Origin of the sequence: Planococcus ruber (assembly GCF_022819085.1) — a bacterium.
Taxonomy (GTDB): Bacteria; Bacillota; Bacilli; order Bacillales_A; family Planococcaceae; genus Planococcus; species Planococcus ruber.
The window spans coordinates 112215-138419 of the sequence record NZ_JALHAG010000011.1 but is presented as its reverse complement, the minus strand read 5'-3'; the positions used below and the strand labels follow the sequence as shown (position 1 = coordinate 138419).

Annotated in this window: 27 protein-coding genes; 20 read left to right on the top strand and 7 right to left on the bottom strand. The window is 47.2% G+C overall.

Annotation, left to right across the window (positions count from 1 at the left end; translation table 11 throughout):
• Nucleotides 1-276: 276 nt before the first annotated feature.
• The gene (gene sstT, locus MTR82_RS13415; RefSeq protein WP_246809462.1) at nucleotides 277-1548 is read left to right on the top strand and encodes a serine/threonine transporter SstT; all 1272 of its coding nucleotides are present in this window, start codon (nucleotides 277-279) and stop codon (nucleotides 1546-1548) included.
• Nucleotides 1549-1667: 119 nt separating this feature from the next.
• Nucleotides 1668-3314 (top strand): serine hydrolase, encoded by a 1647-nt coding sequence (locus tag MTR82_RS17160; RefSeq protein ID WP_341801988.1) that lies wholly within the window; start codon nucleotides 1668-1670, stop codon nucleotides 3312-3314.
• A gap of 433 nt (nucleotides 3315-3747) precedes the next feature.
• On the opposite strand, the gene MTR82_RS13400 is transcribed toward MTR82_RS17160, so the two are convergent.
• Nucleotides 3748-3948, bottom strand: a complete 201-nt coding sequence (locus MTR82_RS13400) for a cold-shock protein (protein WP_006830093.1) — start codon at nucleotides 3946-3948, stop codon at nucleotides 3748-3750.
• 227 nt (nucleotides 3949-4175) lie between these two features.
• Here MTR82_RS13400 and MTR82_RS13395 point away from each other — a divergent pair, with 227 nt between their 5' ends.
• From MTR82_RS13395 to MTR82_RS13350, 10 genes are all read left to right on the top strand, one after another.
• The gene (locus MTR82_RS13395) at nucleotides 4176-4697 is read left to right on the top strand and encodes a P-loop NTPase family protein (RefSeq protein ID WP_246809461.1); all 522 of its coding nucleotides are present in this window, start codon (nucleotides 4176-4178) and stop codon (nucleotides 4695-4697) included.
• Between the two features lie 109 nt (nucleotides 4698-4806).
• Nucleotides 4807-5517 (top strand): hypothetical protein, encoded by a 711-nt coding sequence (locus tag MTR82_RS13390; RefSeq protein WP_246809460.1) that lies wholly within the window; start codon nucleotides 4807-4809, stop codon nucleotides 5515-5517.
• Between the two features lie 155 nt (nucleotides 5518-5672).
• Entirely contained in the window at nucleotides 5673-6206 is a 534-nt protein-coding gene (locus tag MTR82_RS13385; RefSeq protein WP_246809459.1) for an NfeD family membrane protein, read from the top strand.
• Between the two features lie 15 nt (nucleotides 6207-6221).
• Nucleotides 6222-7745 (top strand): flotillin family protein, encoded by a 1524-nt coding sequence (locus MTR82_RS13380; protein ID WP_246809458.1) that lies wholly within the window; start codon nucleotides 6222-6224, stop codon nucleotides 7743-7745.
• A gap of 237 nt (nucleotides 7746-7982) precedes the next feature.
• Nucleotides 7983-9473, top strand: a complete 1491-nt coding sequence (locus MTR82_RS13375) for a UDP-N-acetylmuramoyl-L-alanyl-D-glutamate--2,6-diaminopimelate ligase (RefSeq protein ID WP_246809457.1) — start codon at nucleotides 7983-7985, stop codon at nucleotides 9471-9473.
• Between the two features lie 92 nt (nucleotides 9474-9565).
• Complete coding sequence (gene fumC / locus MTR82_RS13370; protein ID WP_052653340.1) at nucleotides 9566-10948, top strand: class II fumarate hydratase; 1383 nt, start codon at nucleotides 9566-9568, stop codon at nucleotides 10946-10948.
• Nucleotides 10949-11100: 152 nt separating this feature from the next.
• Nucleotides 11101-11763 carry a Dph6-related ATP pyrophosphatase gene (locus tag MTR82_RS13365; protein ID WP_246809456.1) on the top strand — a complete coding sequence of 221 codons (663 nt, stop codon included), beginning with the start codon at nucleotides 11101-11103 and terminating at the stop codon, nucleotides 11761-11763.
• Nucleotides 11764-11768: 5 nt separating this feature from the next.
• The gene (locus MTR82_RS13360; protein ID WP_246809455.1) at nucleotides 11769-12767 is read left to right on the top strand and encodes a GNAT family N-acetyltransferase; all 999 of its coding nucleotides are present in this window, start codon (nucleotides 11769-11771) and stop codon (nucleotides 12765-12767) included.
• An 18-nt stretch (nucleotides 12768-12785) separates the two neighbouring features.
• The gene (locus tag MTR82_RS13355; RefSeq protein WP_246809454.1) at nucleotides 12786-13295 is read left to right on the top strand and encodes a glycine/sarcosine/betaine reductase selenoprotein B family protein; all 510 of its coding nucleotides are present in this window, start codon (nucleotides 12786-12788) and stop codon (nucleotides 13293-13295) included.
• A gap of 15 nt (nucleotides 13296-13310) precedes the next feature.
• On the top strand, nucleotides 13311-13544 hold the full coding sequence (locus MTR82_RS13350) for a hypothetical protein (RefSeq protein WP_052653334.1): 234 nt from the start codon (nucleotides 13311-13313) through the stop codon (nucleotides 13542-13544).
• A 314-nt stretch (nucleotides 13545-13858) separates the two neighbouring features.
• On the opposite strand, the gene MTR82_RS17155 is transcribed toward MTR82_RS13350, so the two are convergent.
• Nucleotides 13859-14905, bottom strand: a complete 1047-nt coding sequence (locus MTR82_RS17155; RefSeq protein WP_246809453.1) for a bifunctional glycosyltransferase family 2/GtrA family protein — start codon at nucleotides 14903-14905, stop codon at nucleotides 13859-13861.
• Between the two features lie 231 nt (nucleotides 14906-15136).
• Between MTR82_RS17155 and MTR82_RS13340 the strand changes: the two genes are divergently transcribed.
• Nucleotides 15137-15835 (top strand): ABC transporter ATP-binding protein, encoded by a 699-nt coding sequence (locus MTR82_RS13340; protein ID WP_052653331.1) that lies wholly within the window; start codon nucleotides 15137-15139, stop codon nucleotides 15833-15835.
• Complete coding sequence (locus tag MTR82_RS13335) at nucleotides 15825-17102, top strand: ABC transporter permease (RefSeq protein ID WP_246809452.1); 1278 nt, start codon at nucleotides 15825-15827, stop codon at nucleotides 17100-17102. Before MTR82_RS13340 ends, MTR82_RS13335 begins: the two co-directional genes overlap by 11 nt.
• Before the next feature lie 171 nt (nucleotides 17103-17273).
• Here MTR82_RS13335 and MTR82_RS13330 read toward each other — a convergent pair whose 3' ends face one another.
• Nucleotides 17274-17828 carry a M15 family metallopeptidase gene (locus MTR82_RS13330; protein ID WP_425024024.1) on the bottom strand — a complete coding sequence of 185 codons (555 nt, stop codon included), beginning with the start codon at nucleotides 17826-17828 and terminating at the stop codon, nucleotides 17274-17276.
• A gap of 102 nt (nucleotides 17829-17930) precedes the next feature.
• Between MTR82_RS13330 and MTR82_RS13325 the strand changes: the two genes are divergently transcribed.
• Genes MTR82_RS13325 through MTR82_RS13315 form a run of 3 tightly spaced genes read left to right on the top strand, consistent with a single transcriptional unit; the run spans nucleotide 17931 to nucleotide 20031 of the window.
• Nucleotides 17931-18662: an NADPH-dependent oxidoreductase gene (locus MTR82_RS13325; protein WP_052653324.1), complete on the top strand. Its 732-nt coding sequence runs from the start codon at nucleotides 17931-17933 to the stop codon at nucleotides 18660-18662.
• Nucleotides 18663-18688: 26 nt separating this feature from the next.
• Entirely contained in the window at nucleotides 18689-19303 is a 615-nt protein-coding gene (locus tag MTR82_RS13320; protein WP_246809451.1) for an NAD(P)-dependent oxidoreductase, read from the top strand.
• Nucleotides 19300-20031 carry an alpha/beta hydrolase gene (locus MTR82_RS13315; RefSeq protein ID WP_246809450.1) on the top strand — a complete coding sequence of 244 codons (732 nt, stop codon included), beginning with the start codon at nucleotides 19300-19302 and terminating at the stop codon, nucleotides 20029-20031. The genes MTR82_RS13320 and MTR82_RS13315 overlap by 4 nt, the downstream gene beginning before the upstream one ends.
• Nucleotides 20032-20096: 65 nt before the next feature.
• Here the strand turns inward: MTR82_RS13315 and MTR82_RS13310 are convergent, their stop codons facing one another.
• Nucleotides 20097-21050, bottom strand: a complete 954-nt coding sequence (locus MTR82_RS13310) for an ABC transporter permease (RefSeq protein ID WP_246809449.1) — start codon at nucleotides 21048-21050, stop codon at nucleotides 20097-20099.
• A complete protein-coding gene (locus tag MTR82_RS13305; RefSeq protein WP_246809448.1) occupies nucleotides 21019-21942 on the bottom strand; it encodes an ABC transporter ATP-binding protein in 924 nt (307 codons plus the stop codon). The genes MTR82_RS13310 and MTR82_RS13305 overlap by 32 nt, the downstream gene beginning before the upstream one ends.
• 180 nt (nucleotides 21943-22122) lie before the next feature.
• Here MTR82_RS13305 and MTR82_RS13300 point away from each other — a divergent pair, with 180 nt between their 5' ends.
• Both MTR82_RS13300 and MTR82_RS13295 read left to right on the top strand, forming a co-directional pair.
• Nucleotides 22123-22524, top strand: coding sequence for a hypothetical protein (locus MTR82_RS13300; protein WP_246809447.1), 402 nt, complete (start codon nucleotides 22123-22125; stop codon nucleotides 22522-22524).
• Between the two features lie 163 nt (nucleotides 22525-22687).
• Nucleotides 22688-22930 carry a hypothetical protein gene (locus tag MTR82_RS13295; protein ID WP_246809446.1) on the top strand — a complete coding sequence of 81 codons (243 nt, stop codon included), beginning with the start codon at nucleotides 22688-22690 and terminating at the stop codon, nucleotides 22928-22930.
• Between the two features lie 57 nt (nucleotides 22931-22987).
• On the opposite strand, the gene MTR82_RS13290 is transcribed toward MTR82_RS13295, so the two are convergent.
• Together MTR82_RS13290 and MTR82_RS13285 are read right to left on the bottom strand one after the other, a co-directional pair.
• Entirely contained in the window at nucleotides 22988-23242 is a 255-nt protein-coding gene (locus MTR82_RS13290) for a hypothetical protein (protein ID WP_246809445.1), read from the bottom strand.
• Nucleotides 23239-24396 (bottom strand): class I SAM-dependent methyltransferase, encoded by a 1158-nt coding sequence (locus MTR82_RS13285; RefSeq protein ID WP_246809444.1) that lies wholly within the window; start codon nucleotides 24394-24396, stop codon nucleotides 23239-23241. The genes MTR82_RS13290 and MTR82_RS13285 overlap by 4 nt, the downstream gene beginning before the upstream one ends.
• Nucleotides 24397-24559: 163 nt before the next feature.
• On the opposite strand from MTR82_RS13285, the gene MTR82_RS13280 reads away from it, so the two are divergent.
• Nucleotides 24560-26203, top strand: a complete 1644-nt coding sequence (locus tag MTR82_RS13280; RefSeq protein ID WP_246809443.1) for an AMP-binding protein — start codon at nucleotides 24560-24562, stop codon at nucleotides 26201-26203.
• Nucleotides 26204-26205 lie beyond the last annotated feature (2 nt).

Here is a 26205-nt window from a genome sequence, read left to right as displayed (position 1 = left end):
TTTTTTATGGAAAAGGAAGAGATGATGAAATCCGAACGGCTTACATTTAGTGCCTAAATTATAGTCGGCCAAAAGAAAACAACGGTCCATAAGAATCAAATTATCAAATTAAATTTGATTTTATAAAAAATTTGTTTAATTCACATCCTTCTTTCTATAGAATAGGATTAGATTTATTATTTGCCGTGATTCGAAAGGGAGATGCTGCAAGAGACGAAAAGCAGAATGATCAAAGGCAGGCAAAGCTATTTGAAAAATCATCAAGGGGGAACGGATATGAAAGTATTGAAGATGTGGAATCGGATAAGCTTAGTGAAACAAATAATGATCGGTTTGGTTCTAGGGGTTTTAATGGCTGTTTTAATTCCGGAGATAGCCAAATCCTTCACCATTCTTGGAACATTATTTGTCGGCGCTTTAAAGGCAATCGCGCCGGTACTGGTTCTGTTCTTGGTCATGGCATCAATTGCCCAGCACAAAAAAGGGCAGCAAACCAATATGAAAGCAATCGTCTTCCTTTATTTATTAGGTACATTTTTAGCAGGTTTAATCGCAGTTGTGGCTAGTTTCATCTTCCCGGTAAGCATTACGCTTACGCAAGGAGCAGAAGGGTTGGAACCTCCAGGCAATGCAATTGAAGTCATCAAAACTTTAGTGCTGAATATAGTGGATAATCCGGCAAATGCGTTGATGAACGCCAACTACATCGGCATTTTAGCTTGGGCAATTGTTCTTGGATTGGCACTTCGAAATGCTGCTGATTCAACGAAAACAGCCATTACGAATTTCTCAGAAGCCATTGCGAAAGTGGTCGGCTGGGTCATTAAATTGGCTCCGCTTGGCATCTTTGGCTTAGTAATAGAATCGATTACCGCAAATGGCCTTTCTTCTTTATTAAGCTACGGAAAGCTATTGGCTCTATTAATCGGCTGTATGCTTGTGGTGGCGTTGGTCGTCAATCCGATTATCGTCTTCATCAATATCCGCCAAAATCCGTATCCGCTTGTCTTCAAGTGCCTAAAAGAAAGCGGCATTACGGCATTTTTCACACGGAGCTCGGCTGCGAATATTCCGGTCAATATGACTTTATGTGAAAAGTTGGGTCTCGATAAAGAAACGTATTCCGTATCGATTCCACTTGGCGCAACGGTTAATATGGCAGGTGCTGCTGTAACGATTTCAGTTTTGACGCTTGCTGCTGTAAACACGCTCGGCATTCAAGTGGATCTGCCGACAGCCGTCATCTTGAGTGTGCTGGCAGCCGTATGTGCATGTGGTGCTTCAGGCGTTGCAGGCGGTTCGCTCTTATTGATTCCGCTCGCGTGCAGTTTGTTCGGAATTCCTGCAGATGCGGCCATGCAAGTAGTAGGAGTGGGCTTCATCATCGGCGTCTTGCAGGATTCATTTGAAACATCGCTTAACTCGTCGACAGACGTTCTTTTCACAGCGACTGCTGAGTACAAGAAACGTTTGAAAGAAGGCGAAAAAGTAAATTTCAAAGAAGTATTTGAGCTTAGCAAAGTTTCCAATGACTTAGCGAAAAATTAATCAGGAAAGGCTGTTCGTCTCCTTGCGTGAAGGAAACGAACAGCCTTTTTCATTGTCTGATAAATTGATGGAGGAAAAAAAGGAGCAAGTTCGGTATGCTTAAAGCAAGAGGTGATTTCATGTTCAAAAAAGTCGTTTTATATACAAACCGGTTAGAAGAGATGAAAGGTTTTTATGAATACCAAATGGGCTTTCGCATTGTGGAAGAAGATGCAGCGAGTTTTACTTTGGCTATCGGGGATTCCCAGCTCGTTTTCGCAGAAAGTGACCGGGCTGCGATCTATCATTTCGCATTAAACATCCCGGGCAATCAGTTTTCGCTGGCTAAAAGCTGGGCAAGTTCACGGGTGGCCTTGAACCGGCAAGAAGGCATGGATGAAATCTATTACGCGAATTTTGATGCGGATGCTTTCTATTTTCAAGATCCGGCAGGCAATGTGGTGGAATTGATCGGCCGGCGGAATGTGGACCGAATGGGGAACTTCTCCATCGATTCGTTGCTGAACATCAGCGAAGTCAGCATTACAACACCGCATGTAAAAGAAGTGGGGGAGCAGCTGGAAGATTTGGGAATTCCGGTTCGGGGCAATAAAGGAATTGATCCTACAGCATTAAACTTCTTGGGCAGCGGTGATGCGTTCATTCTCCTCGTTGCACCTAAGCGGATTTGGTATTTTTCAAAACAGAAAAGCGAAGTGCATCCGCTGTCGATTGAATTGATGGACGGCCGCCAGATTGTAATTGATGAAGAAGGAAATTACCAGCAAGCTTCAGCCTACAATCCTATTTCGGATGGTATGGAGGAACTGGACTTCTCGGGAGCGGTTTTATGGAAAAAAGAAGAGCCGTGGTCGACGGCAAAAGGCTGGGCGGACCGGGCGAATGAACGGCCGAATGCCATTGATACCCGTTTCGGCATCGCTTCCGGCTGTAAAATCTTTACGGCGGTAGCCATCTGCCAATTGGCGGAAGAAGGGAAGCTTGCGTTTGAAGATTGGCTTTCAGCCTTGCTGCCGGAAATTTTCCCGGATTTTGATGCCACAATCCATCAATTGCTGACCCATACTTCAGGGATTCCGGATTATTTTGACGAAGAAACAATGGATGATTTTGAAGAATTATGGATTCAGCATCCGATGTATTTGATGAAAACGGGAATGGATTTCGTGCCTTTATTCAAAGACGCGCCTATGATGTTTGAGCCTGGAGCAAAGTTCCACTACAATAATGCCGGGTTCATTGCACTTGGGCTTGTGGTTGAAAAACTTTCTGGAATGGCCTTTACGGATTATGTAGAAGAGCGGATTTTTGCACGGGCAGGAATGGCTGCTTCGGGGTATTTCCGGATGGATCAGCTCCCGGCGCAGACCGCTTTCGGTTATATTGAGGAAGGCACTTCGTGGCGCACGAACCAATACGCTTTGCCGATTAAAGGCGGGGCGGACGGCGGCGCATACGTAACGGCTGAAGACATGGCGTCTTTTTGGGAGTCTCTGATGGGGGCTGAATTGATGTCCAGGGAGATGGCAGAGCGGCTGCTGACGCCGCACGCTGGAGATGAAGAGGGCGAATACGGATACGGCGTCTGGATTGACCGGCATGAAAGCGGAGTGAAGAAGTTCCATGTCATGGGCTATGACCCGGGCGTGAGTTTCCACTCTGCCTATTATCCGGAAGATGGCAGCAGCCTTACTGTATTGTCCAATAGAAGCAAAGGCGCTTATGATGTTGTAAAATTAATTGAAAGGATACGCTCAAACGATTAAGGTCGCTCTTATGCGGCAGCGAATCTCGTAAATGAAGGAGTGAAGAGCATGGACGGAAAGAAATTAGCCTTGTTTGTGATCATCGGCACCATTCTGGCATGCGCGCTGATTTTCTTTGGATTCCAGCTATACTTTAAAATGAATCCGACCCAATAAAAAGAAGGCGGGAGATTATTTCCGCCTTCTTTTTTATTTTCGCTGAAAGTGGAGAGGGACGGCTGGATTTAGCCGGGTTGAGAAGAGTGGAGCGATTGCGCGTTCGCGGCAATTTGCGCGCGCTCAAAAGAAAATACGTGCGTTCAAAACGATTTGCGCGCGTTCAAAAGAAAATGCGCGCGCTCAGAGAAGAATACGCGCGTTTGCCAAATACGTCGCGAAAAAACCATAAAAAAACGGACCCTCCAAAAGGAGAGTCCGTAATAAGAGCTTAAAATTAAGCTTTTTGTACGTTAGTAGCTTGAAGACCGCGTTGGCCTTGCTCGATGTCGAAAGTAACTTCTTGACCTTCGTCTAAAGATTTGAATCCTTCGCTTTGGATAGCTGAGAAGTGTACGAATACGTCGTCTCCGCCTTCGCGCTCGATGAAGCCGAATCCTTTTTCTGAGTTAAACCATTTTACTTTACCTTGTTCCATGTGTGTTTCCTCCTCGTATGCAAATGCATACATTGTATTACTATCCTTGCTCAAATCTTGCAGATGAATATCTGACACTTTATAAAAAGTTATCCGAACAAAAATAATTCTTCCTTAGAATAACATGGGGTTACAGATATTGCAAGTACTTAGATGAAATTAGGCCATCTATTTTTTTGAAATGATTTTCTATATACTAAAAAGACTGCGGAAAAGGGGGATGGGCAATGAAAAAAATCATGGTTGTCGGCGTATCGGCGGGAGCAGGGAAATCGACGTTTGCTGCGGAATTGGGGAAAAGGCTGGAATTGCCGGTCCATCATTTGGATTCGTATTACTGGAAGGCGGGATGGGTTGAATCCGAGTTGGCGGAATTTCGGGCAGCACAGGAAGAAATCGTCAAAGGCGATGCGTGGATCATTGAGGGAAATTACAGCAATAGCTTTGACATTCGGACAGCGCAGGCGGATACATTTATTTACTTAGAGCTTCCGCTTTGGGTTTGCCTTTATCGAGTATTGAAAAGGTGGGCGACCCATATCGGACAGAATCGCCCCGATATGGCAGACGGCTGTACAGAAAAAATGGATTGGGCATTTTTGAAATTTATCGTGACCACATATGCCGAGCGCAAACGCAAAATGCATAAACGGATGCAGCAATTTTCACAAGCCGACCCTGCCCGCCAATCGATTTACCTGGCCAATAAAAAACAGATTTCCGGATTCCTAAAAACGCTTTATAAATAAACATGCTAATTTTCTGATAAAAATTTAGAGTTTCTCTTAAAAGGGCAACACGGGAGACTTTGGAAATGGTATTCTAAAATTAACATATCAAGACAGTGGGGGAATGGCGATGAAAGTTTTATATGAAGGCACCATCAACAATCAAGTGCTTCGTAAAAAGCAGCCTTTCTATATGAAGCAACTTTACTTGGAAGATTTGCCTGCTATAGAGAAAGTGCAGGATGCAGTACTCAAATCGCTTCCGGAAAAAGCGGTGCTTCAGCCATTATCGACGGAAGAATTTCTTTTCATTTTAAATGAACGCGGGCTCTTGATCGGCGCCTATGTAGACGATCAGTTAATCGGCTTTCGAGCTTTGCTGATACCGGAAATCGATGAAGAGCATCTGGGCCTGGACATTGGTTTGACGGAAGCCGACTTGCCGCGCGTCATTTACCAGGAAATATCAGTCGTTTTGCCGGAATACCGCGGCAATCGCCTGCAGCAAAAACTGGCTGAAGTCATCATGAAAGAATTGCCGAATTTGAAAGAGCAGTTCCAATACGTTTGCTGTACGGTAGCCCCGATGAACATCCCGAGCTTGAAAGATAAATTTACACAGGATATGCGCATTGCGGCATTAAAAGAAAAATACGAAGGCATGCGGCGCTACATTTTAGTGAAAGACCTGAAAAATCCTGCTCCACATTATACGAACCATACAAGTGTGAAACTCGATGATTTGCCGATGCAGCAGCAATTATTAGCGGATGGCTATCTGGGAATCGGTTTCCGGCTCGTCAATGGTTTTCATGAAATCGAATTTGCAAAGGAACAATAGGTTCTCTCTGCGTTTTGTTTAGAAGCAAGAGGCTGTCCAATAAGTCATTACTCGACTTATTGGGCGGCCTTTTTATTTTTTTGTTCAATAATTCTGAAACTTTTGCAGGTCTTATCCGTAAATAGGATAGAATGTCTAAGATGGGAGGTTCTGGAATGGAATGGTTCGGATTGCCGATGGAACAGTTCTACATGTACACACTTATTTTTGCCGGAGCACTTACGGTCTTATATGTATTTTTTGGAGATATTGCAGAAGCGGGAGAAGGCATTCCGTTCTTCAATCCAGCGGTCATTCTGGCATTTTTCACCTTGGTTGCAGCGATCGGCTTTGTTTTGGAAGCAACAACGGGGCTTAGCGGTATGGCGGTTCTCGGCATTTCGGTTTTAGGTGCCGCCGTTCTTGATCTCTTGCTTTACTTCTTTGTTCTCTTGCCGATGTCCTCGGCAGAAGCATCTCTTGCGTACACGGAAGATTCGCTTCTCGGACAAGTCGGGAAAGTGATCATTCCGATACCGGCAGACGGCTACGGAGAAGTGGTCATCGAAACCTATAGCGGCATGATCTCTAAAAGAGCGGCTGGCTATGACAATGAAGCGATTGGACAGGAGCGGCAAGTGCTGATCATCGAGGTACGCGATGGAACTTTGTATGTGCGGGATTATGAACCGGTGACATTCATTAAATAAAAAGGGGGAATTAAGATGGAAATGACATGGATTGCAATTGGAATAGCGGCCTTCATTGTACTCGCGATTGTCGGGGTTTACATTACGAAATACAAAACGGTCGGGCCGGACGAGGCGCTGATTGTCACAGGAAGCTATTTAGGGTCGAAAAATGTGCATACGGATGATTCGGGCAACCGGATCAAAATCATTCGCGGGGGCGGAACGTTCTTGCTTCCTGTATTCCAGCAGGCAGCCCCGCTGAGCCTTTTATCAAGCAAGCTTGAAGTGACCACGCCGGAAGTGTATACGGAACAAGGGGTGCCGGTCATGGCGGACGGAACGGCCATTATCAAAATCGGCGGATCCATTTCAGAAATCGCGACCGCCGCTGAACAATTTTTAGGGAAGTCAAAAGAAGACCGGGAAAATGAAGCGAAAGAAGTGCTGGAAGGCCACCTTCGTTCAATCCTAGGATCGATGACCGTAGAAGAAATCTATAAAAACCGCGATAAGTTTTCGCAGGAAGTGCAGCGTGTCGCTTCACATGATTTGGCGAAAATGGGATTGATCATCGTCTCTTTCACAATTAAAGATGTACGCGATAAAAACGGCTACCTGGATTCCTTAGGGAAAGCGAGAATCGCTCAAGTGAAACGGGATGCGGATATTGCAACGGCCGAGTCTGAAATGGAGACGCGCATCAAACGTGCCGAAGCCGGCAAAGATGCGCAACGTGCGGAAATCCAGCGCGCAACTGAAATTGCCGAAGCGGAAAAAGAGAATTTATTGAAAGTGGCTGAGTACAAGCGTGAGCAGGATAGCGCGAAAGCACGCGCCGACCAAGCGTATGAACTTGAAACAGCCCGTTCCAAGCAGGAAGTAGTCGAACAGGAAATGCAGATCCGCATCATTGAACGCCAGAAGCAGATCGAATTGGAAGAAAAAGAAATTCAGCGCCGTGAGCGCCAATACGATTCAGAAGTGAAGAAAAAAGCCGATGCCGACCGCTACTCAGTTGAGCAAGCTGCCGAAGCGGAAAAGTCGAAGCAATTGGCTGATGCCGATGCCCAGAAATACCGCGTTGAAGCAATGGCGAAAGCCGACGCAGAAAAAATCCGTTTGGATGGTTTGGCGAAAGCCGATTCCCAACGGGCACAAGGGGAATCGGAAGCGGATGTCATCCGCCTGAAAGGTTTGGCAGAAGCAGAAGCGAAACGCAAAATTGCGGAAGCCTTCGAAATGTACGGCCAGGCAGCGACACTAGATATGATTGTTAACATGCTTCCGGAATACGCGAAGGAAATTGCGAGCCCGCTTAGCAATATCGACAAAATCACGGTTGTCGATACAGGCGGTGGCGAAGGCGGCGGAGCAAACAAAATCACGTCTTATGCAACGAACCTGATGTCATCGCTGCAGGAAACGTTGAAAGAGTCCTCGGGAATTGATGTCCGCGAAATGCTGGAGAATTTATCCGGAAAAAATGACTACAGCCAGCCAATTCAACCATTGCGCTATGAACTGGAAGAAAAAGAAGCAGTGGAAACCGAAAGTTAATTCATTATTTTCGCCTTAAAAGCAGAAATGCTTTTAAGGCGGTTTTTTTATGCTAAAATTCGGGTAACAAAAGGTAGGTACAAGGTATGAAATATCTGATTTAAAGGAGCCTTGATTTTACAAGCTTTTCAGTTTCTTAGTAAAATATAGTGTGAAATGCCATAAGTCCAAGGAATTAGGGAATTTAGGGCTTGGTAAATTTCCAATACGACAAAATAGATGCTTAAGGGGTGTCAAATGGATATTCGATTCAATCACATTCCGCGTCTTTTACCTACTGGCCTTTATGGACCGGAGACACAGGAAATCAATGCGCTCGCTTACAACTCGGCAGATGTGGAAAAAGGGACTGCCTTTTTTTGTATTGCCGGAGAAAATACCGATGGCCATCTCTACATCCAGGAAGCCATCAATAAAGGGGCTTCTGCCATAATCGGCACGGATGCCGAAGTTCTCAGCCGTTTTGCCGATACCTATAAGGAGCTGACGTTTCTTGTGGTTGAAGATTCCAAAGCGGCGCTTGCGTGGACGGCTATCCACTTTTTCGGAAATGCCCAAGACCGTTTGATAAAGGTTGGTGTAACCGGAACGAACGGCAAAACCACCACGTCTACATATGTCTATAATCTGTTTAATCTTCTCGGCATCCCGAGCGGCTTTTTAGGGACGACGGGAATTTGGAATTCCAAAGGGAAGATGCCGGTTAAAAAAAGCACTCCGACTACCCCGATGTCTTCGGACATCCATCAAACTTTTTCACAGCTGGCTGCATTGGGAGATAAAGCAGCTTCTATGGAAGTTTCTTCAATTGCCCTCGATCAGAAAAGAGTGGAAGGCATCATTTTTGATGTAGCGATCCATACCAATATTTCAGAAGAGCATTTGGAATATCATCATACGTTCGAACATTATTTAACATCGAAACTCGCCTTATTCAAACAAGCCAAGTCGGCCGTCGTCAACATAGATGATGCAGGCATGTCTAAAGAGATTTTAGCGGTTGTCGATTATCCGGCTTTGACGTACAGCCAGCACCGCGATTCAGGCGCAGATCTCGTTTGGAATAATATCCGGGTAATGCAGAACGGCATGAATTTCGATTTGCATTATCAAGGGCAAAGCTATCTCGTGGACGTCCCGCTTTATGGCGAGTACAATGCGGGGAATTTAACAGCGGCGATTGGCGCCGCATTGTTAACTGGCGCCGAACTGGAAAGCATCCTCGACGTCTTGCCGCAGATGCCGCAAGTGGAAGGCCGCTTTCAGGTGATCGAAGGGCCTGAATCCCGGAAAATTATTTTGGATTATGCGCATACGCCAGTCGCACTGGATTTTGTGCTGCGTGAAGTGAACAAGCTTCCGCATAATCGGTTGATCGCTTTAATTGCGGGCATCGGCATCCGTGATTTTGCGAAGATGCCGAAAATGGCAAAAGCTGCTGAAGGAAAGGCCGATGTTCTAGTGGTGACCGTTGATCACCCTGGATACAATGATCCAAACGACGTGGTGGATGAAGTATTAAAAGGCTTCACGGTCCCGTATAAGCAGGAAGTGGTGACGGCCACTTCCAGGCATGACGCCGTAATTGCGGCGCTGAAAGAAAGCGGACCGAATGATATCGTCCTCTTGTCGAGCGGCTGCATCAACGGCGCGCAAATCGTCAAAGGCGAGTACATTCCCCATTCAGATGAAGAAATTATCGAAGGATTTTTCTTAACGCAAAATTAGCGGCTTTTTCCTGTGAAAGGTCGCTTTTTTTGGCATGTTTGTGTTTAATAGAAGAGAAGGATGCATATAGAAAATGAATTGGAGTGAATGGAATGCAATATCGTACAGAGAAAGACACGATTGGTGAAATTCAGGTAGAAGCTGACAAAATGTGGGGAGCCCAAACTCAACGCAGTGTGCAGAACTTTGCCATCGGCACTGAGCGTATGCCGCATGAAGTTGTAATGGCATTTGCTCAATTGAAAAAAGCGACAGCGAAAGCGAACCATAAACTAGGGAAATTATCCGAAGCTAAAATGAAAGCGATTGTAGCCGCTGCTGACGAAGTGATTGAAGGCAAATGGAATGACCATTTCCCATTAGTTGTTTGGCAAACCGGAAGCGGTACGCAATCCAATATGAACATGAACGAAGTGTTGGCGCGCCGCGGCAATGAAATCTTGGCTGAGCAGTCTTCAGAAGAGAAATTGCATCCGAACGACGACGTCAACATGTCTCAAAGTTCAAACGATACGTACCCAACAGCAATGCACGTTGCGGGCGTTGTGGCGGTTACTGAAAACTTGCTGCCAGCAATCCAGCAGCTGAAAGCGACATTGGATGAAAAAGCGAAAAAATTCGATGACATTATCAAAATCGGCCGTACGCATTTGCAGGATGCAACGCCGCTTACGCTTGGCCAGGAAATCAGCGGCTGGAAGCATATGCTTGAGAAAAGCGAGCGCATGATCCGTGCGAGCGTTGAAGAAATGCGCGAACTTGCGATCGGCGGAACCGCTGTCGGAACAGGCATCAACGCGGATGCGACATTCGGTCCTTCGGTTGCAGAATTTATTACAGAAGCGGTGGGCACAGCCTTCACTTCAGCTGAAAATAAATTCCACGCGCTGACAAGCCATGACGAAATGGTTTACACGCATGGCGCGATCAAAGCGTTGGCAGCGGACGCAATGAAAATTGCCAACGACGTACGCTGGTTGGCAAGCGGCCCTCGCAGCGGCATCGGCGAAATCACGATTCCGGCAAACGAGCCGGGAAGCTCGATTATGCCAGGGAAAGTCAACCCGACGCAAAGCGAAGCGTTGACGATGGTGGCTGTTCAAGTCATGGGGAACGACGCAGCGATCGGTTTTGCTGCAAGCCAAGGGAACTTCGAATTGAACGTCTTCAAACCGGTCATCGCTTACAACTTCCTGCAATCTGTACGTTTATTGACTGACAGCTTGATCAGCTTTGACGAGCACTGTGCAGTGGGCATTGAAGCGAACTTGGATGTCATCGGCAACCACGTGAAAAACTCATTGATGCTTGTTACCGCATTGAACCCGCATATCGGCTACGAAAAAGCGGCAGCTATTGCGAAGCAAGCGCATGCTGACGGGTCGACTTTGAAAGAGTCTGCAGTAAAAAGCGGCCATTTGACGGCTGACCAGTTTGATGAATGGGTTAAACCTGAAAACATGGTAGGAAAATAAAATGATCGGCGGCCAGAGAATGTCTGGCCGCTTTTTTATTGCATTGGTTGGAGGGGATCATGCAGAAGAGTCGCTTAAACTGCAGAGCTCCAAAAGGATTTATTTTTCCAATGTCGAAATTACTACAAGAGAAAACAGATAAGAGGTGCAGCATGCAGAAAACATTTGTCATGTCATGGAGCGGCGGGAAAGATTCGGCGCTCGCTTATTACCGGGCCGTAATGGAGGGGCATGTGCCCATCGTTTTGTTCACGATGTTTGAAGAAGATGGCACAAAATCGCGGTCGCATGGTTTGCCGCCTGACGTAATGGAGGCTCAGGCTGAGCGGATGGGCTTGTCGCTCGTAATCGGAAAAGCCGATTGGTCCGGCTACGAAAGAGAGTTTATCGCCCATTTGAAAACATTCAGCGAGCAAGGAATCCAGATGGGGGTTTACGGGGACATCGATTTGGAGGATCACCGGACGTGGGTCCAAAAAGTCAGCACAGAAGCAGCGATGGAAGTGCATCATCCGCTCTGGCAGGAAGCCCGTAAAGCATTGCTTAAAGAGTTAGTGGAAGAGGGCTTTAAAGCCGTCATTACGGTAGTGGATACAGCACGGTTGGATCCCAAGTTTTTAGGCCGGGAGTTTACGCTCGATTTGATCGAAGAACTGGAGGCAGCCGGGGTGGACGCTTGCGGGGAAGAAGGCGAATTTCACACGGTGATCGTGGATGGACCGATTTTTGTCGAACCGGTGCCGCTTGTTTTCGGAAACCCAGTTGATGCAGGAAATTATCGTATGCTGGAGGTTAAACTTCAATCCGGGGAGTGATTTCATTGATTCAGTTTATGGGTGTCGAAGATCGCCATGTCCGCCAGATGGCCGTGCTTTTGGCGAAACGCCAAGAACGTGAGCGAAAGCGGTTTTCTTTTTTAAAAGCTGCATTTGAAGAAATTGACGAAACGGAAGTCATTCTGCGCACGTTATTGGATCGCCCTTACGTCAGCGGCATTGTCGCGGTAAGGGGCATTGATGTCATCGGCTATCTCCTCTATGAATTCAAGGAAAGTGCCGAACGAGGACGATATGTGTTCATCGACTACGCCTCGATGGCGATTAGCGAAAACGAGCATCCACGGCTTTTGCGCTTGCTTTATGCAGATGTTGGAGCGGAATGGGTCAAACATGGCTATTTCCATCACGTCCTAATGGCGCCGCTTGGCCAGCCCTTACTTGTGGAAGAAATGCTGGATCAAGGTTTTCGCTATGAACAGAAATATGCGGTCCTGCCGCTCAAGGATTTCACTCCGGCAGAAAGCGGACGGGAGCCGGGGCTGGAGTTTCGAAAAGGAACGCCGGCTGATGGGCCGCTGCTCAAGAAAATGGCTGCATGGAACAGCATCCACCAGGCAACGGCACCATCTTGGAATCCGATCACGAAAGAAACCTTGGATGATATTAAACAAAGCTACAGCGAAGTGCCGGACGACGAAGAAGCACTGTTTTGGCTGGCTGAACAAAGCGGACGGATTGCCGGTTTCCATATTTACTACCGGAAAGAAGATCCTCAGAATTTAGCGGTTCCGTCCAATTGTGCGGAACTCCCGGCTGCATCAACGAATCCGGAAATGCGCGGGAAAGGAATCGGCCGCGCGCTTGCCACCTATTGCTTTGGAGAAATCAAAAAGATGGGCTTTGATTACATTTATACCGATTGGCATACGCCCAATCACCTCTCTTCCTATTTTTGGCCGCGTATGGGCTTTGAACCAGTCATGGTGCGCATGTCCCGCCAAATCGACCCGCGAATTGCCTGGGCACATGGACAAGAATAAGGAGCGGAGGCTGAAGGCATGAAACGAAAAACGCAGATCAAATCGAAACTTTCTGTCGCCTTTTCAACGAATTTCCCTGAAGCGTATAAGAAATTCACCCTAAAGCATGTGAACGAACGGCAAGGCAGCCCGGAAACCGTGTTGGCGAAACCTTTGACCGAATGCAAAATCGCGCTGATCACCACTGCCGGCGTCCATTTGAAAACGGATCGCCCTTTTGATGTGGATAACCCGGCGGGCGACCCCACGTATCGCCTGATTCCAGCCGCGGCGCAAGAAGAGGAATTAACGGTCACGCATATTTACTACAATTCGAAATTTGCGAAAACCGATCCGACGATCGTCTTTCCTTTGCCTCAGCTAAGAGAACTTAAAGACAAAGGCAGCATCCATTCCTTGGCAGATATGAATATTGGGTTGAACGGCGGCATTCTTGACACGAGTAATGTGGAGCAAGAAGCGATTCCCCAAGTAATGGCACTTTTCGAAAATGAACAAGTGGACATCGCTTTATTGGTTCCTGGCTGAGGTTCTTGCCATAACGTGCTTGGGCTGTATGCCCGGGCTTTAGAAGAAAGTGGAATCGCCACGGCGATGATCACCATTTTGCCGGAAGTCACCGATGCTGTCGGCGTCCCAAGAACCATGCATGTGCCTTTCAAATTGGGACGGCCATGCGGAGAGCCCTTTGATTTTGAAACCCGGAAAAAAGTCGTCGATCAGCTTCTCGCATTGGCTTTGAAGCCAAGCGGGACCCGAATCGAATATGAAGGATAAATGACAAAAACTCCGTTTTCCTCAAAAAGGAGAACGGAGTTTTTTAGGCGGCGGAAAAGATAAAACCGGAAATGAATTTCATCTGTGAAAAGGCAGGAGACAAAGCAGCGAAGTTTTAATTCCTATTTTTGAAAAGTTCTTCAGCGCCGGCGCGGTTCCGGACAGGGTGGAGCAATAAGACGAGTGGTCTTCTCGTCTTATTACGGGAACTTTGTCCATAGCGCCGAAGCGCTCTATTGAAGGCGGCGCTTTGATTCAACCAGATTCTCTACAACCCGAAACTCCGTCTTCCCCAAAAAGGAAAACGGAGTTTTTTACTCTTTTCTGAAAACCCATGCACGCTGAACGACAAATCCGAAAATGAACAGCAGCGTGTCGACAAGCACTTTGAGGACCACTTCGCCTCGGCCTAGCCATTCGGCATAGAGGAAGTGGACCGATCCGGCAGAGACCAGCATGATAAAAGCAGCCAGCAGGTAGTAGCGGATCAGTGACTGGCGCGAACCTTGGCCAAATACTTTGTGCCGGTTGACGTAATAATTGAATAGGGACGATAAGACCCGGGCGGCAATCGTCGCCAATACGATGAATAATTGCGGGGCTTCCGGCCGGAATAACTGCAGGAAAATCCAATACAACCCGATATCGAGGCCGAACGATGCGGCGCCTGAAAGGCCGTATAGCAGAAATATCTTATAGATATGAAAAGAGTCGCGCAATGGATGGAAATGCGAAGATTTATTCTCATCGATATATACGGTTTCGATCGGCACTTCAGCTATTTGGATCCCTTTCGGTTTTAACGCAGCGAGCATATTCATTTCGTATTCAAACCGTTCCCCGAGTACTGTCAGCAGGAGGCGCAGCTGGCTGACGGGAATTCCGCGAAGCCCTGTTTGGGTATCTGTAAGCGAAGTACCCGTCGATAAGCGGAACAGCAGGCGAGTAAAACGGTTGCCGAAACGGCTCCGGAAAGGCACGTCTTTCTGAGTGAAATCCCGAACGCCCATTACGAAACGATGGGGAGTGCTCGATAATTGCACGGCAATTTTCAGCATGTCGGAAACTAAGTGCTGGCCATCCGCATCCGCCGTAATTACGGCTTCATATGGAAGGTTCTGATTGAGTATGTAATGGAAGGCGGTTTTTAAGGCGCGCCCTTTTCCTTGGTTGGCTGCATGGCGAAGCACGGTCACTTCCGGCAGCGGCATCAAAGAATCAAAAAAAGGTGCGTACTCGGGGCCGCTCCCATCATCGACCACAATAATCCGTTGAAATCCGGCTGCCAAGATTTCGGTGATCAGTTTTTCGCATTTATGGTCCGGTTTATAAGCCGGAATAATGATAGCGAATTGTTTCACGAAATCCCTTCTTTCTTTTCTCTTGGGATAAGAGTTATTTTATGTACGAGGGTTCTGGTCTACTTCGAGAATTGCATATTCTCATTGGCAAGTCAAAAACCTTATTAGAAAAATACCCTCCTTCTTTCCTATTTATCCCTCTTCTTAAGAAATTCTTCATAAAACTCCTCGGGAATCGTTAAGATTTGCTCTCTATACTTGATTTATCCAGTAAGAGAGGGGCATTCAGCCATGATTGAAATCCAAAACCTGCGCCATACGTTTGCAATTGGCAAAAAAGAGCACGAACGGAAAGTTCCGGTGTTAAAAGGAGTCACGCTAGACGTCCAAAAAGGGGAGATTGTTGCGATTCTTGGAAAGAGCGGATCCGGCAAATCGACGCTATTGCACATTCTAGCCGGCTTCATGACGCCCGAATCGGGTTCGGTTTTAGTGAATACAAAAGAGACCGCCAAGATGAAGGAAGAGGAGAAAGCGGATTTCCGCTTAGCCAATTTCGGTTTCATCTTTCAGAATTTCCAATTGATGCCGGGCCTCACTGCATTCGAAAATGTGGAACTGCCATTGAAGATTAAAGGAGAGACGGTGAAAAAGCGCCAGGCGAAAGTTCGCGCATTGCTTGAAAAAGTAGGGCTGCAGGACGTCGCTGACCATTATCCGAATGAACTGTCAGGCGGCCAGCAGCAACGCGTCAGCATTGCGCGGGCGCTTGTCACCGATCCGCCGATTCTGCTGGCAGATGAGCCGACCGGGAGTTTGGATTCGGAAACTGAGCAAGATATTCTGATGTTGATCCAATCGCTGAACCAGTCGCTCGGACTGACTTTTGTGATTATCACCCATGACGATGAAGTCGCAAATGTCGCCCACCGGCAATACCGTCTGCATGACGGGGAATTAGTGAAAGGGGAAAAACGCCATGCAATTTAAAGATCAACTGGATTTTATTAAACAACATATGAAACGCAATAAACTTCGGGTAGCCACAACCATTTTAGCTGCCATGATGGGCTGTGCTTTTCTGATCATTCTCGCATCGGTCGGATTCGGCATGCAGCAGACGGTCACGGACCAGGTGCTCGACAATCAGATTGTGACAGAAATCGAAGTGGCCGGCAGAGAAGACGGCGATTCCATTACTGATCAAGAAGTGGAAGCGATGCACCAGATTGCACACGTGAAAGCCGTGACAGACCGGACTTCGCCAAATGCTGATGCGGTTGCAAAAATAGGCGATCGGAGCGGATTCGTAGCCGCTGCTACGGTTGATATGGAGCAGGAACAAAAAGCTGGATTGAAACTGTCGGAAGGCAAGATGCCTTCTTCAGCGAACGAAGTCATTATCGGCTATCATTTTGCACAAAATTTGTTGACGGAAGAAGAGCGGAAAAAAGTGGACGACGGCGAGGAAGTTTCGGGCGGATTTGCCGGAAGCCTTATTGGGCAAACGTTTCAGCTGGAATTGACCCCTTATGAAGGAGAAACAGAAGCCGGCGTATGGGAATTCACTGTGGCTGGTATTAAGGAAGAGCCGGGCAAAGATTGGATCAGCGACAATACGCTGTTGATCGATGATTCGTGGGCCCCCGTGTTCCAGGAAGAGTTGGCGCTTGAAGAAAGCGGGCGGCAAGTGCTCGTTTATGCAGACGATCTGCAGAACGTCGCGGACATCACGCAGACGTTAAAAGATAAAGGCTATTACGTTTACTCGGTTACAGAAGAATTGGGCTCGATGAATATGTTCTTCACCGCCTTGAAAGCGGGACTGATTGTCGTTGGGACCGTCGCGGTTTTGATTGCCTCCATCGGTATTTTCAACACGATGACCATGGCCGTGACAGAACGGACACGTGAGATCGGCGTCATGAAAGCGATCGGCGCGAAGCCGAAGCTGATCCAAAAGCTATTCCTCATGGAAAGTGCGGCCATCGGCATTATCGGAACGGTGCTCGCTGTTTTGGTTTCCTACGGCGTCAGCATCCTCGCAAACTGGCTCGTGCCGAAAATCATCATGAGTTCTTTAGGCGAAGACGGCGAGGGGATGGGCGATGTCAGCATTTTGATTTCGGTCATTCCGTGGCAATTGGTTGTGATTTCAGCGATCATCAGTATTGGCGTCGCCATGATTTCAGGCTGGCGGCCTGCGCGTAAAGCCACTCAAATTGACGTCATTCAAGCTTTGCGCCAAGAACTGTAGGAAAAAGCGGATCGTGCAAATAAAAGCGGAGATTGCGCAAGTAAAGCTGTGGATTCCGCAAGTAATCACGGGAATCGCGCAAGTAACCGTCCGGATTCCGCAAATAAAACAAGAAATTCCGCAAATAAACTCAAAAAACCAGCGTGGTTCCAAGCGAACCACGCTGGTTTTCTATTCCACGACGTCTTCCGGCCGATAGCCTTGCTGCAATTCGTCGATCGACAAGCCGAACGTCATCTCTAGATGCGGATAATCCTTGAAACGCTGCCAGTCGCCACCCCAAGCAAATCCGAGTTCTTTGCCGATGGCCGCCACTTCGTACCAATCGCGTTCGCCGTTGCCGTTATTATCCCGTTCAATGTCCCAGACGACATCGCCGTTATCGAGGCGAAGGGCAAAATCGATGGCGAGGCCGTAATTATGGTAGGACTCGCCGCCGCGTGCATAGGTCACGATATTGCCGGCAGCGCTCCGTCCTTGATTGTGCAAATCATTCTGTTCTTCAGCAGACCGGAACCCGTCCGTGATTAAAATGTCGATGCCGATGCTTTGCGCTTGCTGGACCAATTGATCGGTTTTCTCTGCAACAATCGGATGCAGTCCGGAAGGCGCCGGACGCTTGGCCAGCTCTTCCTGGAATTCCCGCTCGTTTTGGATCCAAACAAACAGAAAACCGCCGAGCATCAATAAAAAAAGAATCGAAAAAATGGCTTTCGCTCGCTTCAACCTGTTCACCTCATCTGCTTTTATTGTAGCAAAAATCGTTGGAAGAGTATCATCTCAGATTATTTGATAGGATAAGAGAATAGAGTCAAAGGAGGAAGAAGAATGGTTATTGAATTGATGAAATCCCACGCTTCGGTGCGTGATTATAAAGAAAAGCAGCTGACAAGAGAAGAGGTCAGTGAATTGATCCAGGCAGCGCAGCATGCGGCCACGTCCCATTTTGTCCAGGCTTATTCCGTCGTCTGGGTGACGGATCCGGAAAAACGCAAGAAATTGGGCGAGCTCTCACGCAACTCGAAACAGATGGAAGGGGCCGGCGCAGTGTTCCTAATGTGTGCGGACTACAACCGCTTGAAGCATGCGGGCGAAATACAGGGGGAGAACATTGTTTTTGACCAAGCGGAAAATCTGCTCGTCGCTGTTACAGATGTCGGCTTGCTTGCGCAGAATTTAGCCTTGGCTGCTGAATCGAAAGGCTACGGAATTTGCTATATCGGCGGCGTCCGCAACAATATGGAAGCGATCAGTGAACTGGTCGGCTTGCCGGAAGGCGTATTCCCGGTCTACGGTTTGACGGTAGGCGTGCCGAACGAAGGCAACGAAGTGAAGCCGAGACTGCCGGTCGAAGCGATTCTTCATGAGAACGAATACGACGAAGCGAAATATGAAACCTTGCTTCCTGAATACGATATGGCCATCCAGCAATATTACGAGCGCCGCAGCACCAACCAGAAATCAGAGACGTGGACGCAGCAAATGGCGAATTTCCTGAAGCGCCCGCATCGCCAAGACTTGAAAGGCGTGCTGGCCAAAAAAGGATTCTTATTCAAGTAAATCAGTCTGTGGAAAGGAGAATGAAGATGAACATCACAATTTTCGGGGCAACCGGCCGGGTCGGCCAAGAAATCCTAAAGCATGCGCTAGTGGATGGGCATCAGGTAAAAGCTTTAGTGCGTTCGCTTAAGCTGGAAGACCATGACCATTTGGAAGTGATGACGGGCGATGTACGCAATCAGGAAGACATTGAACGCGCCATCCAAGGCGCCGACTTGGTGTTTAGCGCACTAGGCACGGACCGGACAACCACTTTGTCGGAAGCAGTTCCGTTCATTAAAGAGGCCATGGAAAAGCAAGGCATCAAGCGTTTAATTACGATTGGAACGGCAGGAATCTTGAATAGCCGGATGACGCCTGGCGTATTGCGCTACCAAGGCGGCGATTCCAACCGCAAATTGACGTTCGCTGCAGAAGAGCATGAGAAAGTGTACCGTTTGCTTAAAGCGTCGGAATTGGATTGGACGATTGTCTGCCCCACATACTTGCCGGACGGGGAAGCAAGCGGCAGCTACCGGACAGAAAAAGATTTTCTGCCGGAAGAAGGACGGGAAATCACAGTAGGCGATACGGCTGATTTTGCATACAAACAAATGGAGAGCGCGGAGTTTTCCAAATCCCGTGTCGGAATTTCCTATTGAGTGCGGGGAAGCGCCGGGCTATCCGGATTTTGATTGGCTTTATTGCGCTGATTGCTTTGATCATTATCGGGTTTGTCGTCTATAGCCAATTCGATTACGGACCGAGTGAAGTGCTGAAAGAACAGGTGGATCTCGAAGCGGTCGAACGGGACGGCCAAGGCATCATTTTCATGCCGGACGACCCGAACGGCCAAGGCATCATTTTATACCAAGGCGCCAAAGTGGAAGCGGAAGCTTATGCTTATCTTGGGGAGAAACTGAGCGAGCAAGGATATACAGTATCGATTCCGGATCTGCCGCTGAAGTTCGGGATTTTCGGAGTGGATACAGCAGAAGCGGTCATCGGGGAATATCCGGAAATCGATTCTTGGTTTATTGGCGGCCATTCGCTTGGCGGCGTCGCTGCTGCGATGTATGCCGAAGACCATCAAGATGAATTGGCGGGCTTGTTTTTCCTGGGTTCCTATCCTGCAGGGGATTTCGCTTTAAGCGATTTGCCGATGCTGTCCGTTTACGGAGAAAAGGATGGATTGACATTGTTCGATGATATCGAAGACAACCGCATCCTGTTTTCAGCCAATAGTGAATTTGTCGAGATTCCAGGAGGCAACCATGCCCAGTTCGGCCTGTATGGCGAACAAAAAGGCGATAACCCGGCAGCGATCTCGCCGCTCGAGCAGCAGGATCTGGTGGTCGAGGCATTGCTGAACTGGATGGATGGCAAATGAAAAAAGGATCTGGACGTCAGTAAGCTGACGGTCAGATCCTTTTTATGGCTGCCTGCGCTTTTCGCTTACGCCGTAACATCTCTTCTTGAGAACGTCCAATAGCTGACGGCCATGAAAATGAGGAAGTAAACAGCGAGAACAATAAGCGACATAGTCATGGTGATATCCGGTACAGGCATAAAGCCGGTATAGAATTGCGTTAAGTCCGTATGGGTGAACAAATAGTATTTGACGATTTCGTAATTAGCGAGCAAGTAGACGGCCTGGATCCCGGTGAACATCAGGAAGATCGATAAGCCGATCGCAAGCGAGCTTGAACGGAAAACAGTCCCGAGCATGAAGGCGAACGTTCCGATGATCCACACGCTGGCAAAACTCAACCCCGCCATTTTCAGCGCTTCCATCCAATAAGATCCTTCAACGACTTCTGAGCCGTTCCAGACAAGGAAAGTTCCGTCGCCGATGCCAAAGAAAATCAAACCGGCCAGTGCACTGACGGCAATCGTTAAAATGGACAGCAAAATAGCATAAATCATCGTGGTGATGTATTTAGATGTTAGTATTTTCCATCTTTTAACAGGGCGTGTTAACAGCATTTTGATGGTGCCCTGGGAAAATTCCGAAGCGACAATCCCGGCAGCCACTATCACCGTAAACAGTGTGACAAGCGACAGCATCATATGGGCATCGATGACTTGCTGCTGCATGCTCGCATATTCAAAGGCAGGGACTTCATTCGCAAGCCGATATTCTGCAATTGCGGCTTGGCCTTCGTAATATTCCTTCTGCGGGTCGCTCAAGTTCGGATCCTGCAGCATTGCTTCCGCATTCGTCTGCTGGTTCGTGGCGACTTCTTGCCACGTTTCTTCTTGATTGGCCATCATGCTGGAATTGACCCATTTTGTAATGCCCATGGATGCGAATAAAATGACCACCAGCAAAGCGGCCATGATCCAGCTTGATTTCTTGCTCCATAATTTCATCCATTCATTTTGAATGAGTTTCAGCAATTTGGCCACCTCCGGTCATTTCCAGGAATTGATCTTCAAGCGTTGCCCGGTGCGGTTGAACGGCATAAATTTTTGCGCCGGCAGATACGAGCATATTAACAGCTCCAGGAATGTGCTGCGATTCCGTATCGATCAAATAGCCTTTGTCATGCGCAGTAACCGGGAAGCCGGCGCCGCTCAAAACTTCGAGTGCCAGTTCATTTGGTTCCGCATGAATGTAGTAGCGCGAAACATGGAGTTCTTTGACGTTCTTAATATCGATCAGTTCGCCGTTTTGAATAACGGCAATCCGGTCGCACAATAACTCGATCTCTGACAAAAGGTGGCTGGAGACAAAAACAGCGACGCCATTTTCGCGTGCCACTTTTTGCAGATACATCCGAAATTCACGGATGCCGGCAGGATCCAGGCCGTTGGTCGGTTCATCCAGGATCAGGAATTTGGGATCATGCAAAAGCGCTTGTGCGAGGCCGAGCCGCTGGCGCATCCCCAGGGAATAAGAGCTGACTTTTTCATTGATGCGATTTTGCATGCCGACTTGCTGAACGACTTCGTCGATGCGTTTTTTGGAAATCCCTTTGTGCATTCGGGAAAAATGCAAAAGGTTTTTGTAGCCGGTCATGTACTTGTACATTTCCGGATTTTCAACAATTACCCCCACTTTCTGAATGCTTTCTTCAAAGTTGGATTGGATTGATTGTCCATCAATGAATACTTCGCCTTCTGTCGGGCGCATCAATCCGACCATCATGCGAATGGTCGTCGTTTTACCGGCGCCATTTGGCCCGAGAAAACCAGTGATTTGGCCTTTATATAAGTCGAGGCTCAGATTCTTAATGATATTCTTCTTTCCAATTGTTTTCGAAAGGTTCTTGATTTGCACAATCGGTTTTTCTGTCATCTTCTACCACCCGCTTTCCGCAGCTTGAATCCGCTGCGTGTGTCATTATGTATTAACGATTAAAGGCGCTTGAAGTTTCAAAAATCCCTTAATTCAACCGAAGCGGTGAAAATAAAAGCATAAACAAATTGAAAAAGGGGAATAAAGGCACTACATACGAGAAAAACGGAGGGATGAAAGATGAACGGACAACTTCAAGATAAAGAGCAAATCTTAATGGCTTATTACACGCAATATTATACAGCTGCCACGACTGAAGATGTTCAAGCGCTGGATGCCCGGTTAGCTGAAGGAATCGGAACCGAGCCGTATAAAAAAGCGATGGAAGAATTAAAAAAAGAAGGGCTCGTCAATGGATTGGATGAAATCCAAAAAGAAGACGGGGAAGGCCCTCCGCTGCCAATGGCAACCAATGAAGGAATGCTTTACATCAATAACACCCTAAATCTTCAATCCGATGCAGTAGAGGACCATCAATTGGATTACTTGGACAATAATCTAAAAACAAGCGGATTGGAATTGACGTTGGAGCCCGTTAAATCCTATATAGAAGAAACGATTCGCCAACAAAAGAAAATGTGAAATTAAAGAAGCGAAAACCGCGGCATCGCCTATCTAAGGCGATGCCGCGATTTTTTATGCTTTATTCCTTGCATTTCAAATGTTAAGAAATTGTGAAAAAAATAATTTCTTCTTTTGTTTTAAAGAATTATGTTTATAATGCTTATATTGGGGGGATGAGCATATGAATCATTTTTCAATAACAGAAATTAAAGAGCGCAACAGTCAATCTGCTCAAGCAATCGGCTTTTTGATCGCTGGAATTCTCGCAGCACTCGTCTATGGAATTGTCCAACTGTCAGTGCCAGCCTTTTTACTGGTGCTTGTTTTCGCCATTAATCTGTTCCTGGAAACCCGTGAATACAAAAAGAGCTGCCAGATTGAATTGGAAGCTGCAAAATATAATGAAGACCATCTGAATTCTTAACCGCTTATATAAGAAAAGCCGCCTGCCTCTAATCGGAGACAGGCGGCTTTTTCCGCTTTAGAGCCCAAAAATGAAAAATGCCAGGAAAATCGAAATGACGACAATGAAATTGATGGCCATAGCGCTTTTTTTGCCGACTGGCTTTTCAAGAGAAGGGAAACGGTTTAGCAATTTCATCAACCCGGCGATCAAGCCGACAATCACCAGCACATTCACGATTAAATGCATATCGTAGATTTTCACATCGATAAATCGGACGAGGATAACGGTAAAAGCGAGAACGATGCCGTTGGCCAGATTTTTCCGTGTCATAGGAGCTCCTTCAATTCGTTTTCAAGAAAAGGTTTGGCTGATAAGAGCTGCGTGAATTGCTGGTAGCGTTCAAATTGTCCGGGCGCAGGTTTTTTTCCTGTTTTATAAGCGCGGATCAAAATATTTTTGGGTGTATGTTCCATATCGATGAATTCCATCAATTGAGTTTCATAGCCGACAAGCGACAATAATTCCGCACGGATGGAATCCGTTGCGAGTGCACTGAAGCGCTCTTTGATCAAGCCATGCTGAAGCATGATGCCGAGCTCCGGTGCTTCGATCTGGCTATTGAGTTCATGCTGGCAGCACGGCACGCTTAAAATGACGTTCGCATTCCACTTGACAGCGCGGGATAACGCCATGTCCGTAGCAACGTCGCAGGCATGAAGCGTGACCACCATATCGACTGCAGATTCCTCATTATAGTCATTAATGTCGCCGACTAAAAACTCTAATTGATCGTAATTCAAGTCATCAGCAATGCGTTGGCATTCTTCAATGACTTCTTTTTTTAGATCGAGTCCGGTGACCCGCAAATCCAGTCCTTTTTCAACCCGCAAATAATGGTAAAGAGCGAATGTCAGATAGGATTTGCCTGAACCGAAATCGAGTATGCGCACCGTCCGGTCTTTTGGCAAATGCACAAGGGCATCATCGATGAATTCGATAAACCGGTTAATTTGGCGGAACTTATCGTATTTCTGTTTTTTGACTTTGCCGTCCGGGCTTTGGACGCCAAGGCGCACCAAAAACGGATAAGGGACGCCGTCTTCCAGCAAATACTGCTTTTTGCGGTTATGGGAAAGCTCGGCTTTTTTCGCTTCCGTCTGTTCCGATTTCCAGGTAACTTTGAATTTCTTAGAAAGCTGGATTTGCACTTTTTCTTCAGTAAACTGAAAAAGCCCTTGGCGGAACTCTTCGAACAAAGGCGCAAGCTTGGCAGAGGCATCCTCAATGGAAAGGTTTTCGTGTTTCAAGACGTGCTCATATTGATATTCAAACTGAATAAAATATGCATTTTTTATTTCAACGGGCTTGAGTTTCACCCGTTTGATGCTATTCGATTTTAAGCGCGGCTGGCTGATGGTGGCGGAAACAAGTTCCTGCTGCTGCAAACGAGCAGCGAGCGAATCATGCATTGATTGTATTTCCATTTCAATTCCCTTTCGTGGTCCAGAATACTTCCATTTTATCATGCTTAGCACTTAAAGGGCGAAAGCTTAGTTTGGCGCTCGTTTACTAAAAATAATATTGTTGGAATTTTATGATAATATGATAAAGTGAAATGAAACCGTTTACATAATGGAGGGATTTAAAATGGCGATTTTAGAAAAGACCGTAGGCCAAATTGTGCGACAGCAGGCAGCACTCCATCCGGAAACAGAAGCTTATGTGTATCCGGAACTTGGCATCCGCAAGACATACCGGGAGTTTGATCAGGAAACAGACCGCCTGGCAAAGGCTTTTATGGGAATAGGAATCGAAAAAGGCGAGCACATTGCGATATGGTCCGATAATAAACGCGAGTGGCTGCTCAGCCAATATGCGACAGGGAAAATGGGCGGGGTGCTAGTGACCGTTAATACAAGTTATCAAGCAAGCGAACTTGAGTATCTTTTAAAACAATCCGATGCGACGACCTTGATATTAGGCGAAGAGTTCAAAAGCTCCAATTATATTGAAATTTTGAATACCATTTGTCCGGAACTGAAAACAGCAGAGAAAGGCAATGTTACAAGCAGCAAACTTCCGTATTTCAAACGTGTCATCGTAATGAGTGAAAACCAGCATCCGGGAATTTATACGTGGAGCGAATTCGAAGCATTTGCGGACCGGGTGGCTGATGAGGAACTGGAAAAGCGTTTTAACTCAATGGATCCGGATGAGGTCATCAATATTCAATACACTTCAGGAACGACCGGTTTTCCAAAAGGAGTCATGCTGACGCATTTGAATGTCGTCAATAATGGCAAACTTGTCGGCGACACGATGAACTTAACGGAAAACGACCGCTTATGCATACCGGTGCCTTTTTTCCATTGCTTCGGCTGTGTGCTCGGAACGATGGCCGCTGTGACGCATTCGACTACGATGGTCATTGCGGAGCAATTTGAACCGAAACGGGTGCTTCAAATGGTGCAGGATGAAAAATGTACAGGCTTGCACGGCGTTCCGACAATGTTTATTGCCGAACTGAATCATCCCGACTTTAAGAGCTTTGATACGTCGACTTTGCGGACAGGCATCATGGCAGGTTCGCCTTGCCCGATCGAAGTGATGAAAAAAGTGATCAGCGAAATGGGGGCTTCGGAAATCACCATCGCTTACGGCCAAACCGAATCTTCGCCGGTGATCACGCAGACACGGGCTGATGATGCGATTGAAAAACGAGTCGCTACGGTCGGCAAGCCGCACGCCGAAGTGGAAGTGAAGATTGTGGATCCCGTGACGAATAAAGAAGTCGCGATTGGAATGCCGGGCGAGCTCTGTACGAGAGGCTACCACATCATGAAAGGCTATTATCAAAACGAGGAAGCGACGAAGCAGGCCATTGACGAAGACGGCTGGCTGCATACGGGCGATATTGCCGTGGAAGATGAGGATGGCTATATCGCAGTTACAGGACGCATCAAGGACATGGTGATCCGGGGAGGCGAGAATATCTACCCTCGGGAAATTGAAGAATTCCTCTATCAGCACCCATCGGTCCAAGATGTACAAGTAGTCGGCGTACCGGATCCAAAGTACGGCGAAGAGCTGATGGCCTGGGTCATTTTGAAAGACGGCGAGAAACTGCAGCCGGAGGAGCTGCGGGATTACTGCAAAGGGAAAATTTCACATCATAAAATTCCGCGCTATATCGAATTTACAAAAGAATATCCGATGACTGCCTCCGGGAAAATCCAAAAATTTAGATTGCGGGAAATGGCAACGGAACGAAGCAAGCAGGCAAAAATATAAAC

Bases quoted from the DNA above. Each gene is read 5' to 3' on its own strand.
- sstT (WP_246809462.1), top strand. From the start codon at position 277: ATGAAAGTATTGAAGATGTGGAATCGGATAAGCTTAGTGAAACAAATA.
- MTR82_RS17160 (WP_341801988.1), top strand. From the start codon at position 1,668: ATGTTCAAAAAAGTCGTTTTATATACAAACCGGTTAGAAGAGATGAAA.
- MTR82_RS13400 (WP_006830093.1), bottom strand. From the start codon at position 3,948: ATGGAACAAGGTAAAGTAAAATGGTTTAACTCAGAAAAAGGATTCGGC.
- MTR82_RS13395 (WP_246809461.1), top strand. From the start codon at position 4,176: ATGAAAAAAATCATGGTTGTCGGCGTATCGGCGGGAGCAGGGAAATCG.
- MTR82_RS13390 (WP_246809460.1), top strand. From the start codon at position 4,807: ATGAAAGTTTTATATGAAGGCACCATCAACAATCAAGTGCTTCGTAAA.
- MTR82_RS13385 (WP_246809459.1), top strand. From the start codon at position 5,673: ATGGAATGGTTCGGATTGCCGATGGAACAGTTCTACATGTACACACTT.
- MTR82_RS13380 (WP_246809458.1), top strand. From the start codon at position 6,222: ATGGAAATGACATGGATTGCAATTGGAATAGCGGCCTTCATTGTACTC.
- MTR82_RS13375 (WP_246809457.1), top strand. From the start codon at position 7,983: ATGGATATTCGATTCAATCACATTCCGCGTCTTTTACCTACTGGCCTT.
- fumC (WP_052653340.1), top strand. From the start codon at position 9,566: ATGCAATATCGTACAGAGAAAGACACGATTGGTGAAATTCAGGTAGAA.
- MTR82_RS13365 (WP_246809456.1), top strand. From the start codon at position 11,101: ATGCAGAAAACATTTGTCATGTCATGGAGCGGCGGGAAAGATTCGGCG.
- MTR82_RS13355 (WP_246809454.1), top strand. From the start codon at position 12,786: ATGAAACGAAAAACGCAGATCAAATCGAAACTTTCTGTCGCCTTTTCA.
- MTR82_RS13340 (WP_052653331.1), top strand. From the start codon at position 15,137: ATGATTGAAATCCAAAACCTGCGCCATACGTTTGCAATTGGCAAAAAA.
- MTR82_RS13335 (WP_246809452.1), top strand. From the start codon at position 15,825: ATGCAATTTAAAGATCAACTGGATTTTATTAAACAACATATGAAACGC.
- MTR82_RS13325 (WP_052653324.1), top strand. From the start codon at position 17,931: ATGGTTATTGAATTGATGAAATCCCACGCTTCGGTGCGTGATTATAAA.
- MTR82_RS13320 (WP_246809451.1), top strand. From the start codon at position 18,689: ATGAACATCACAATTTTCGGGGCAACCGGCCGGGTCGGCCAAGAAATC.
- MTR82_RS13305 (WP_246809448.1), bottom strand. From the start codon at position 21,942: ATGACAGAAAAACCGATTGTGCAAATCAAGAACCTTTCGAAAACAATT.
- MTR82_RS13300 (WP_246809447.1), top strand. From the start codon at position 22,123: ATGAACGGACAACTTCAAGATAAAGAGCAAATCTTAATGGCTTATTAC.
- MTR82_RS13295 (WP_246809446.1), top strand. From the start codon at position 22,688: ATGAATCATTTTTCAATAACAGAAATTAAAGAGCGCAACAGTCAATCT.
- MTR82_RS13290 (WP_246809445.1), bottom strand. From the start codon at position 23,242: ATGACACGGAAAAATCTGGCCAACGGCATCGTTCTCGCTTTTACCGTT.
- MTR82_RS13285 (WP_246809444.1), bottom strand. From the start codon at position 24,396: ATGGAAATACAATCAATGCATGATTCGCTCGCTGCTCGTTTGCAGCAG.
- MTR82_RS13280 (WP_246809443.1), top strand. From the start codon at position 24,560: ATGGCGATTTTAGAAAAGACCGTAGGCCAAATTGTGCGACAGCAGGCA.